Source organism: Marisediminitalea alba (genome assembly GCF_002993365.1).
In the GTDB taxonomy this organism is placed as follows: Bacteria; Pseudomonadota; Gammaproteobacteria; order Enterobacterales; family Alteromonadaceae; genus Alteromonas; species Alteromonas alba.
The window spans coordinates 1-12005 of the sequence record NZ_PVNP01000087.1; the positions used below are offsets into that span (position 1 = coordinate 1).

The following is a 12005-nucleotide window of genomic DNA, read 5'->3' on the forward strand; positions in this document are numbered from 1 at the left end:
AAGTTACCTACATAGAACGTGTCCTGAGAGCCTAAATAGCCAGGGTGATGCGTTTCAATTTCACCGCAGGCTTCATCGTCCTGTTTTTTCTTTTCCAGCGCAGCAACTTGGTCTTCGCTAAGAATGATGCCTTCCTTTTCAACCTTGTCTTCCAAGGCAGCTAAACGCTTTTTGAAGTTCTCCAGGTTATGCCGGAGCCAGATGGATCGAACACCACTACCAGACACGAATACACCTTGCTTACGAAGTTCATTGCTGGTTCTGGCTTGGCCGTGTGCAGGAAACTCTACTGCGTATTTAATAACGGATTGTTCCGTTTGTTCATCCACGCGATTCTTAAGGTTAGGAGTGCGTCTGGACTGACTAATTAGCGAATCAACACCACCTTCTTTAACCAGTTCCTGATACCGGTAAAACGTATCTCGTGATACACCCATGATTTTGCAGGCTTTAGATACATTACCGAGTTCCTCGGCTAGATTGAGTAAACCTGCTTTGTGTTTAATGATTGGATTGTTAGTATGCAACATGAGAGTTACCTTTGGTTTGTTTAATAAAGATTCGACACCTTTATCAAACCGGGTAACTCTCATCATTTCAAGTCGATGTGTCAGATCTGGTCGGAACTAATTCACTTTAATTTACCTAACATTTATTTACCCTTCGCTTTTCATTAATGAATTCCCAGAAATGTGCTCTTCAGACTTGTCGTTCGAATGTAAAATTCGAAATAGTGCGGGTAAGACGAAAAGCGTTAAGATTGTTGAAGAAATTACACCTCCTATTACAACGGTTGCCAATGGTCTTTGAACTTCAGAGCCGATTCCTGTGTTTAATGCCATTGGAATAAAACCTAGCGAAGCTACGAGAGCTGTAGTGATAACAGGTCTTAACCTCGTTACTGCTCCTTCGATAATTGCACTTTCGAGCAATTGGTTCCTCGAAATTAAATCTCGAATAAACGAAACAAGCACTAATCCGTTCAGAATTGCTATACCAGATAACGCTATAAAGCCGACTGCCGCAGATATTGAAAAAGGGATGCCTCGAAGGTACAGAGCAAAGATCCCCCCTGTAAGTGCTAATGGAACCCCTGAAAAAATAATGAGCGAGTCTTTTATCGAACCTAGTGCTAAGAATAAAAGTAAAACAATAAGAACAAGTGTGACTGGCACCACAATGCTTAAACGCTCAGACGCAGACTGTAGCTTTTGATAAGTACCACCATATTCAATCCAGTAACTGGCAGGTAATTTAACTTTAGATTTAATCGCTGCCTGTATATCTTGAACAAAGCTACCTAAATCTCGACCACGCACGTTGGCAGTAACAACGACTCTGCGCTTTCCGTTTTCGCGGTTGACTTGATTAGCTCCTAAAATAACTTCCATATCAGCAAGCTCTTTTAGAGGTATATGCTCACCATTTGGTAAGGAGATAGGCAAATTAGACAGCGAATTTACATCTTGGCGCTTTTCCTCAGGAAGACGCGCTACAATATCGAAACGTTTATCGCCTTCGTAAAATTTTCCTGCGACTTGCCCCCCCATAGACACAGCTACTTGTGTTTGAAAGTCTTCAAGGCTAAGCCCGTATAATGCGAGCTTTTCTCTGTGCGGTAGAAAAGTGAGTACTGGAAGACCTTTAGTTTGCTCTACCTGCACATCACGTATACCTTCAACATCCTGAATTGCCGTTTCGATTTCTTTCCCGAGTTCAGCCAAAGTATCAAAATCATCACCAAATACTTTTATTGCAAGCTCTGCTCTAACTCCAGCAAGCAACTCATTAAATCGCATCTGTATTGGTTGGAGAAATTCATACCTATTGCCTGGCACAGGTGTAACTAGTTCTTCTAATTCAGCAACTAGCTGTTCTTTAGTCTTATTAGGGTTAGGCCATTCGCTTCTAGGCTTAATAATTATAAAATTATCAGCAACGCTAGGAGGAACTGCATCTGTAGCTACATTCGCGGTACCTATTTTTGCAAATACGCGCTCTACTTCGGGTAACGCTTTTATTCTCTCTTCAAGTACTTTCTGCATCGCAATAGATTGCGATAGTGAAGTACCAGGAATTCTCAGCGCATGCATCGCGATGTCGCCCTCATCAAGGTTTGGCACAAACTCACTGCCGAGCCGCATCCCCATAAATGAAGCCAGCACAACTAATGAGAATGCAACTATAATGACCAGCCATCTCGCCTTTAAAATAACCTTCAGAGCAGGCCTATAAAGTGATACTGAGGTATTGATAATGATGTTTTCTTTCTCAGTTACCTTGCCTTTGAAAGTTAGCGCAATAGCAGCAGGGATAAATGTAATTGAAAGTACCATCGCGCTAACAAGAGCTATTACTACCGTTATTGCCATTGGGTGAAACATCTTTCCCTCAACACCTGATAGCGCAAATATAGGTAAGTAGACTGCGGTTATTATGAAAACCCCGAATAAAGCAGGTCGAATGACCTCTCGTGTCGCATCGTAAACTAAGGATAAACGTTGTTTGGCGTTAAGCTCGCCTTTTTGAGTGGCATGAGAAAGTCTCCTCAAACAATTCTCAACGATAATGATAGCCCCGTCGACTAACAATCCAAAATCGAGTGCACCTAAGCTCATCAGATTCGCTGTTGTTCGTGTTTGAATCATTCCCGTTACAGTCATAAGCATGGCGAAAGGAATAACTAAAGCTGTCAAAAATGCGGCTCTTATGTTGCCTAATAGTAAGAACAGAACAACAATGACCAAAATAGCCCCTTCAGTAAGGTTCATTTCGACCGTATCTAATGTTGTATTGACTAGTTTTGTTCGATCGTAGACAGCGTTTACGACTATTCCTTCGGGAAGTGACGCGCTAATTTCTTTTATTCGTTCACCAACACCTCTCGCGACCTTTTGGCTGTTCTCGCCTATCAACATAAAGACTGTACTCAGCACGACCTCTCGACCATTCTGTGTTGCAGCCCCAGATCTTAGCTCCTTACCTTCTTTTACTTCCGCGACGTCTTTTACTCGAACAATCTTGCCAAGGTCTGTAGGCAAAGGAATCTCAGAAATTTGTTTAAGCGTTTCCACTTGTCCAGGCAGTCGAATTAACCATTGAGCACCATTTTTCTCAATAAAACCTGCACCTTTATTTGAATTATGCTTTCCTACTGCATTTATGACATCTTGCTGAGTTAAACCGAATAACAATAATTTATCGGGGTTCAGTGCAATAAGGATCTCGCGCTCAAATCCTCCAATTGGGTTGACTTCAACAACGCCTTCTACTTGCATCAATTGTGGACGAATTACCCAATCATGAACTGTTCTTAAGTCTGTCGGGGAAATTGGACGACCATCTTCATTGGTTGTCCCTTCCTTAGCGTCAACCGTGAACATGAATATTTCACCAAGTCCCGTAGAAATTGGCCCCAACTCAGGCTCCAGTCCTGAGGGAAGTTCAGATTTTGCAGCGTTAATACGTTCATTGACTAATTGCCTAGCAAAATAGATATCAGTGTCATCATTAAAGATCGCAACTACTTGTGATAATCCATAGCGAGATACAGAACGCGTATAAGACAGGTTTGGAACTCCTGACAATGCGGTTTCAAGAGGAAACGTGATACGTTGCTCTACCTCCAGTGGGGTATACCCAAGTGCCTCTGTATTTATTACAACCTGCACATTGGTAATGTCTGGTACAGCATCAATTGGCAGCTTTTGGAAGTTCCAAAGGCCAAGCATCGCTACCGCGAAAACAAAAACGAGAATTAGCTTACTTCTCTCGATTGAAAATTTTAAAATAGCATCTAACATTCAAGGAGTTCCTTAGTGGTCGTGAGACGCGCCCGACTTCTCAATATCAGCCTTTATTATGTAGCTGTTGAGAGTGACATATTCTGTTCCAGAGGGAATGCCGTTTAGTACTTCAACCCATCCCTCTGCTTTTCGGCCGAGCTCAAGCATCCGAACTTCGTATTGATCACCAAACTTTCCATAGACCACCGTGAAATCTCTAAAAGCCTGAAGGGATTCCTCTTTCACAGCTCTTTCAACGGTGAATGAGTCAAAGAGAATTTGGGCAGTTATAAACTGTCCTGGTGAGTAAAAGCCGTCATTATTATTTACAATGGCGCGATAGACTTTTGCTTGCGAGCCGTTAACGGCATAAAGGCTGTCAAAAATTTTAGTGCTTATCGTCTTATCGTGACCCGGAACTTGTATATCGACGGGAGCATCTAACAATTTCTTGTTTTGGTCTTCTGGATATACGTTCAGCTCTGCTATTAATTGCGAGGTATCAGTAATAGCGACTAGTTTCTTGTCTCCCGATTGTTCGCCTACCCCAATATCCTGAAATGTAATTAGGCCATCAATCGGCGATTTAACTTGATAACTTTGCAAGCTTTCGCTTGATTGGATAGTGAAAAGAGTCTGCCCTTTCTTTACTGCTTGACCTAAAATGACATCAACAGAAGTTATTTCGCCTGGATAACGCGCAGATATATTCCTCACTGCATTGGGGGGTAAAACTAACTGGCCATATACTTTCAACCGCGCGTTAAGTTTTTTACTCGATACGAAATCGGTTTTAATGTCCATAGCCTTTGCTAGTGAATCATCTATTTTTGTCCTTCCTTCATAGTTATCGTAAGACCATTCGTATGTTTTGCCTTGGTAATTGGCAGTAAGTGAAACTAAAAAAGAGTGAGGTTCATAGATAACCATGTCACCGCGCAGATAATTGCCCTCAACATAAAAATCTATGTCATCGATGCCATCTCCCAAACGCGTGAGTTTTACGTTCACTTCAATGTCTTCAGCTGATATTCGCTGTCCTGCATAACTAGCGTATACACGAAATTCGGGAGGGGTGTCGGTTTCATAAATCGCCAGCTCGATAGCAAGGTCACCCTGTCTCAATACTCGACCATTATTAGGGCCTTTCTCTACTTCTTCTTGAGTAATTTCTTTAGCTGACTCAGCAACAGCTAGGTTACTGATTGCGGATAAGCTAATGCCAATATGGGCAAATGCTATTAAGGTAAATAATTTGCGAAGTTTCATAGTGCTCTCTCATTCTTGGATACCGAAGTACCCGTTAATCTCTCTAATTCAATGTTAAATAGTTGAATGTTGGTATAGGCATCGATTAGGCTCTTCTGCGCATTTAACAGTTCTTTCTGGACCGCAAAGAGGTCCGTATATGAGTAACTTCCGATGTTGTATGCTCGACTAGCTTGCTCATTTGCTTGCTCTAACATCGGAATGGAACTGTTTGATAATTTTTGGATTACATGGAGGCTGTGCTTTAATTTGTGAGTCAACAACAGAGCATCAGTGGAAATACTTTGAAGTAAGGCATCAGATTCAGCAGCACTTTGGCTCTGCTTTGCACGCAAAGACGTGATTAATCCTTTATTACGACCTTCGCCTCCAATAGGTATTGATATCCCAGCTACAAATGCAAAGTCGTCAATTACTTCGTTTCGTCTAATGCCTGTCGACACTTCCCAAGCGGGTGACTCCTCTACTACTGCCAAATCAATTTCAGATTCAATTTCTTGTTGCTGTAGTATGTAGCGTTGGATTTTCGGGTTTTCCTTCAATCTTTTCAAAACTTCATCTAACTCAGAAATTGAAGGAATATTTGTAAGCGTTCCAGTTACTGAAAAGTTTGTAGTACCCTTCCACTGCGCCGCTAATGCAGATTTTGTTGCTGCAATCTCATGAACAAGATCTTCTACTTCTAGCTCGTACAAAGATAGCGAAGCGCGAGCGCGGAGTTCATCGATAGCGTTAGCTTTTGCTGCTTTTACACGACCTTCTACATTGTCCAAGAGATCTTTCGCTTGGTCTTCTGCAATCTTCGCCAACTTTAAGTTCTCTTTTTGAGCCAATAAGGTTATATACAATCGTGCTGTATTTGCTGCGATATCAACGGCTTTAACCTCTTGATCAATTGTAGTTGCGTCAGCTTTCGATGAAGCTAGATTGACCCTAGACTCGATAATGTCATTTTCAAGTAACCATGAAATGCTCAATGTTGCTTGCAATCCAGATACCCCTGAGTTGTTACCAGAGCCCAAGAAATCCTCGAGTTGCGCATTAACTACTTTAGGCGTGCCAACCTCAGCTTGAGTAATAAGAGCTTTTGCAGCCTCTGATTTATGTGTGAATACATGTAATTCAGGATGTTGTTGCAGGGATAGACTAATTGCATCATTCAATGTGAGTATTTCTTGTGCATTAACACCAACAGACATCCCACTGATGGACATGCTTATAAGCATACCACTCACAAAATACCGATTGATGATCGGTTTTTTGCTTAATTTTTTTCCAAAAAACATAAATAAAATCCTTATGAAAGCTTTTTAAAAGCCTTCGACTAAGTTTGAAAATAAAAACCGTTCACCGATCGGTTTTTAGAATAAATTTTAATGGCTAAACACCGTTTCAATAAGATGATGAACACCGTCTAAAGAAGTCATACATAGAAAAAATAATGCAATGGCAAAAGAGAACGCTACAGTCTTATTGATAGGTGACAACTGCAACCTACCCAAGAGGAAATAGATGCGTTGCTCAAGGACATCTGCTCCGAAATTTACAACTAAAGCGCTTGATTTAAGTATGTCCTCTTGCGCATTAAGCTTTGCAACTTTAATTAAAGTGCTTGCAACGAATATCCGGTCAATTCCTTCTTCTAATACAGCATTGTCTGCATCTTGTTCCATAGCCAACACCATCTGTAGAGTTAGTAATCTTGCTACTGGTGCAAAATAAAATGAGACCAAAATACTAAAAAGCCACTTTTTCAGGGGATCATTATTTACAACATGCGCTCTTTCGTGCTTTAAAATGACATCAAGTTCTTCGGGAGTAACCTCATTCAAAAGCCCTGTAGTTATGAAGCATTTCTTGCTCCGTATTCCAGAGGTAAACGCTGCAAATTTAGGTATCTCAACTTCATATACCCCCCGGCTTAAGTTTTTTGAGAGGCAAGTTAGCAAGCTCACCTCCTGTCTATGAAGCCATAGCTGTCTCGTCTTTGAAGTCAATACAAACATCATGTAAGAGAGCAGGAGTATTATTGTAACTGCATGCCAACTAAACCAGTTGAAATCTGATATATGATGCCAATGAGCATATTGTTTAGTTTCAAATATGCTTGAGTAGACATATATATCAAGTAAGTAAAGACAGACTAAAATGCTCATTATCCATGGCATTGAAACACAAAACCAAAGCAGAGCTTTCCTTGGTTTTAACTGAACAGATGTTAACTTTTGTCCTAGTAAAGATACGCCAATAGACACAACCAAATTAGTTATTGCGAATGCAATAGTAAAAATTGCTAGCAGGTTGAAGAATATTGTCATTATTTTACTTAATCCTTGTTCACTGACTTGAGCTTTTTTTGCTCTTCTATAAGTTGCTCTAGTTTAGTTAGTTGGTCGACACTAAATTCACTTGAGATGGAAGAAAAAGCTGCGATAAGGCTGCTATCGTCGCCAGCAATAAAGTCACTAGCAACTGACTTTATAAGCTGTCCGATCAACTCGTATCTCTCGACTTTTGTGTTATAGATATATGCATGCCCCTCTTTTTTTCTGGCTAGAAGTCCCTTTTTGAAAAGGCGATCAAGTGTACTCTGGTAGGTATTTAAGCTTCCTCCCCTCACATTTATGAAATGCGAATAAACTTGCTTTACATCAACATCTTTGTGCTTCCATAAATAATGTAGAACTAGCTTTTCAAGTTCACCAAGATTCATATTCGCCGCACCCTTTTAAAAAACCGATTAACGATAGGTATTATACATAGAGAGTACCGACCGGCAATCGGTTTTTATCTCAGTTTTTTTCACTTCATCGTTAGGCGGAACTTATTAATAATATTATCTCACTATATTTTGCACTAAATACACCCACGCTTTCTCAACTCCTCAGCCCATTCTTTAAAGCGTTTTTCGTCGCGCTCTGCGGTCTTTGCACGTCTGTTCAATGTTTTCTTAGACAATGCTTTGGGCTCTTCTTTGTCAAATGTTACTCCAGACAAAGCATCGGCAAACATTTCCGGCTTTACGTGACTATAGTGCTGCTCGATCATTGCTGTACTGGTTCCACATTGGCGCGCAATTACGTCCATGCTGGTTCCGTTGAGAAGCTGCCACGTAATGTAGGTATGTCGAAGAGAGTATAGCGTTCGCGGTCCTCTGGGTGACTCTTTTAATCCCGAACTTTGGAGAGCTTTCTCAAATGCCTTACCTAATTGCTTTGTGGGTTCACCATTTGCTAGCAAAAATAGTTTTTGGTTAGGTGTACGCAGTGGAAAACGTTCTCTGAGTCTAGTTAAAGCACCAATCACATCACGTTTACAAACTACTTTACGAGGGCCTGTATATTTTGTTGTTTTACCTTTGGTGATGTGAATGAAGAATTGAGCTTTAGACCCTTGCGTTTTTATTTCGATGTCCTTCCACGTTAAGGCGTCCATTTCCGTTCCGTGTCTAATACCAGTATTTATTGTTATTTCACAATAATCATAAAGTAACTCACAGATCTGACGAGTTTTTTCACTATGGGCATTAAATTCTCTTTCTAGTATTGCGTCCAATACAGCTTCGTATTCCTCTTCCGAAAATGCAGAGCGGCGTTTGCCTGCTTCACCTTTAGATGAAAGAACAGGTACTTGAGCGGCGATCATCCATTTTTGCTCAATAGCTTCTTTAAAAACGAGCTGAAGAGCAGCATTGTGAGTTAATAATGTAGAGGAGGCTGGAGACTTCTTCATCCGCCCTTTACGCCACTCATCAAATTTAGATATTTCTTCTTGGTCAATTGAAGTAATAAATGTCCGTGAAAAGTAAGGTATGTGGTAGTTTTCTAAAGCTCGAATATAGTCTTTATAGGTGCGTTTACCGCCCCCGTGTTCTAGTTGCTCTTCAAGCTTTTCGATGACGCGGTCAGCTACGTCTTTGAATCGCTTACTTTGGACTAGTGTGTTATTTTCGTGTCTAATTTGGTGGTCTAAGAAGATTCGATGTGCCATGGCGCCAGTAAAACAGAAAAGAGTTCTTTTTGCAAAGAATTTGCAAAGAAATTAAAAGTTGCTTATTTTCAAAGGGTTAAAGTGGTGATTTGCATTGAAAATCCGCGTGTCCCTGGTTCGATCCCGGGTCGAGGCACCACTTATTAAGAAGCCCTGATCAGAAATGGTCGGGGCTTTTTGTTTTTAAAACTCAAAATAAATTTGACGCTAATCATCATTTATCTACGTTATCAATCTTCTTTTTGTTTGGGTTAGCCCTAACATACTCCTCACCGTTTACGTCGATTACATGAAAATTTGGGTGTTTGTTCTTTTTGACTTCGTTTACTAGCTGGCTTCTTCTCATTGGCACCGTTTTACTACTTGGCTCTCGGTGAATAGTTCCTCTTGCTATGGCCCTTTTTTTGTCTTGGGGTGTGATTGCTTGAGGACTTAAAAATATGTCGTGACCAAAAGATGATTCACTGTTCCAATTTTCTGTGGTGATAGGGGAGGGTATATTGTCAATTTTTTCCATCAAGCTTGTAAAGTCATATCCAGTAGTTGCATCAGTGGCGATAAACATCTGGGATTCACCTGGATAGTACATTCCTTGCCATTTGGAAGCCTGCAAATGCCAACTATGCTTATCTGCCCATTCAGCTCTTTCGCCTGTAATCACAGGACCGAGGTATGGTTCATCTACTAAGATAAACTGACCTGAATCTGGATCTTCCCAATTTGTTGCATGGTCAGTTTGAGGTAACTTGTTATTTGGGTCTCTATTGGGGTAAGCGGCTTCGTAGTCGTTAGTAGGTTTCAAGCCGGTTGCTTCCATAAACCTTAATTCCCTCACAGCTTTGCAAATGGAATCCCTAGCTGTCTCTTGTGAGTGGATAATTTGGTCATGAACGAAGTGATCTAGTGAGGCCAATCTGAACCAACTTAGCCCATGAGCTTTCTTAAAGTCACTTTTTGTGGCTATTTCAAACAAAGGTTTGGACAGTTTAATTTCAAGTACTTCCCTTCCAAACGTTCGGCTACTCTTGTCATGCCAATAAGTCGAAAAGAACAGTCGGTTTTGTGACTCAGTAGCTTTTGACTTCGGAAGGGAATTTAGGGCGTGTGAATAATTTTCAAAACAAGCTTTTTGGGCAGCTTTATTTAAAGCTTCACTATGAGGTATACCATACTCTTTTTTAATTTGCTTGGCATAACGCTTGATGCCGCCGATCGTACTCGGCTGAATATCTTTATCCAACATTTTTAATCTCCCGGCTTGTTTTGAAGCGTCGCTCGTCTACCACTGGACAAACCCGAATAAAAATATTGAGTTAGCGAGATTATAAAAAGTAGAACTTAAAAAGCTTCGCAACGACGAGCGGCAGGCTCCTACCAAGAGCAATATAGTTATAGGGCAAACCCCACAACATTGCAACCCATACCTTCAGCTACTCACAGTTCATAGGTAGGATCTTAAGGAAATTAGAGCTTGAATGCATGTCCCAAATTTGATCAGATGTTTATCGCCAAACAAACGTCCTGAAAAAATTTGAGAACATGCGCGATAAGAATAACGAGCTAAACAAGATAACGGAAGTCCTGAACGAATTTAATATTAACGATATCGGTAAGTGGTGTGGTTTTTGCCATCGGGAACGTATTGTGAAGCCTTACGAATTAGTGATGGCACTGGTGACAGCCATGGGAGACAAGAGCATTGACTGCATCAGTGATTTGCACCGCTATTTTACTGGGTTGACGTACACCGATGTGCAGTACAAGCCGTTTCATAATCAACTGAGCAAGCCAGCATTTAAGCAGTTGATTCAGCGCATAGTGGGCGTTGCATTGCACAAATGGCAGCAGCATATTCTTGGTACAGACACGGACCTGTCGGCGTTTAAACAAGTCGTGTTACAAGATGGTAGTTCGTTTGCCGTCCACGACGCGTTAAAGGAAGAATTTAAAGGCCGTTTTACCACTGTTAGCCCAGCAGCGGTCGAGGTACATGTAAGCTGGGACATGTTACATAGCCAACCAGAACGGATAGCCGTTAGTGCAGACAGCGTGGCAGAGTATGATTTTTTACCGCCAGCCGAGTCGCTGGTAGCCTGTTTGTTTATGGCAGACCGGGGTTATTTCAAACTGTCGTATCTGGAGAGTATCCATCAGGCGGGAGGGAGTTATCTGGTCAGGGCAAAAACGACCGCTAACCCTTTGGTGTTGCTGGGTGTGAATGCACAGGGTAAGCGCTTGAAACGATTCGACAATGTGAAGCTCAAGGAAGTGAAGCACCACATCCGACAAAGCCAGGTGGTCGATATGGATGTCGAGGGAAGCGTGTCATATCGCCTGATAGCGAGTTGGCCTCCAGGTAAATCAGAGCCAACCTATTGGGCGACGAACTTGGTAACCGTTCACCAGGGCCCTATTGTCAGTTAGTAATATTTATTTTCAATGATCGTGGGGATCCTATTGATTGATCCCGCCAGTCTGTCAGAGTGGTTTCATGCCACGTAAAAAGCAGCCCACAAAGCCACCCGTCGCTACTAATCTCGATGATGCCAATGAGCTCATTAGTACACTCTGGGACAGGCTAAATGACCTCGAAGACCGACTGAATCAAAACAGTCGTAATTCATCGCGCCCGCCATCGTCTAATGGGCCGGGGGCGTCCTCTTCTGCGCCAGCTAAAAAGCCGACAGGCCGTAAGCGCGGTGCGCAATCCGGCCATAAAGGTAGTAAGCGGATGCTGGCCGATACCGTTGATGAGACGCGCACCTATTATCCCGACGATACTTGTGCTTGCGGTGGTGACATTGCTATCAATGATTCCCCTTATCGTCGGCATCAGGTATTTGATATTCCCAGCCAGGCATTCTCTGTAGTCGAACATCAGTTGCATCAGGGCCAGTGTTGTCAGTGCAGTAAAACGGTAAAAGCCACACTACCCGACAACGTGAATCAAGGGCAGATGGG

9 protein-coding genes and 1 pseudogene are annotated in these 12005 nt (G+C 41.8%); 2 read left to right on the plus strand and 8 right to left on the minus strand.

What is annotated here, in order from left to right; all coding sequences use genetic code 11:
* From C6Y40_RS09545 to C6Y40_RS09580, 8 genes are all read right to left on the minus strand, one after another.
* On the minus strand, positions 1 to 530 hold a 530-nt coding region (locus tag C6Y40_RS09545; protein ID WP_146129474.1), incomplete at its 3' end, for a helix-turn-helix domain-containing protein.
* A 126-nt stretch (positions 531 to 656) separates the two neighbouring features.
* Positions 657 to 3803, minus strand: a complete 3147-nt coding sequence (locus C6Y40_RS09550) for an efflux RND transporter permease subunit (RefSeq protein ID WP_020742707.1) — start codon at positions 3801 to 3803, stop codon at positions 657 to 659.
* A 12-nt stretch (positions 3804 to 3815) separates the two neighbouring features.
* On the minus strand, positions 3816 to 5054 hold the full coding sequence (locus C6Y40_RS09555; protein WP_012516822.1) for an efflux RND transporter periplasmic adaptor subunit: 1239 nt from the start codon (positions 5052 to 5054) through the stop codon (positions 3816 to 3818).
* Positions 5051 to 6340, minus strand: a complete 1290-nt coding sequence (locus C6Y40_RS09560; protein ID WP_020742708.1) for a TolC family protein — start codon at positions 6338 to 6340, stop codon at positions 5051 to 5053. The genes C6Y40_RS09555 and C6Y40_RS09560 overlap by 4 nt, the downstream gene beginning before the upstream one ends.
* An 87-nt stretch (positions 6341 to 6427) precedes the next feature.
* Entirely contained in the window at positions 6428 to 7372 is a 945-nt protein-coding gene (locus C6Y40_RS09565) for a M56 family metallopeptidase (protein WP_012516824.1), read from the minus strand.
* A gap of 8 nt (positions 7373 to 7380) precedes the next feature.
* Positions 7381 to 7767 (minus strand): BlaI/MecI/CopY family transcriptional regulator, encoded by a 387-nt coding sequence (locus C6Y40_RS09570; protein ID WP_020742709.1) that lies wholly within the window; start codon positions 7765 to 7767, stop codon positions 7381 to 7383.
* Positions 7768 to 7910: 143 nt separating this feature from the next.
* Positions 7911 to 9044, minus strand: a complete 1134-nt coding sequence (locus C6Y40_RS09575; protein ID WP_240621898.1) for a tyrosine-type recombinase/integrase — start codon at positions 9042 to 9044, stop codon at positions 7911 to 7913.
* A 214-nt stretch (positions 9045 to 9258) separates the two neighbouring features.
* Positions 9259 to 10287, minus strand: a complete 1029-nt coding sequence (locus C6Y40_RS09580) for a hypothetical protein (protein ID WP_105934403.1) — start codon at positions 10285 to 10287, stop codon at positions 9259 to 9261.
* A gap of 296 nt (positions 10288 to 10583) precedes the next feature.
* Between C6Y40_RS09580 and C6Y40_RS09585 the strand changes: the two are divergent.
* A pseudogene (locus C6Y40_RS09585) lies at positions 10584 to 11435 on the plus strand (IS4 family transposase); the annotation flags it as partial.
* A gap of 100 nt (positions 11436 to 11535) precedes the next feature.
* Positions 11536 to 12005: DUF6444 domain-containing protein (locus C6Y40_RS09590; protein ID WP_170308451.1), on the plus strand; the 470-nt coding region annotated here is incomplete at its 3' end.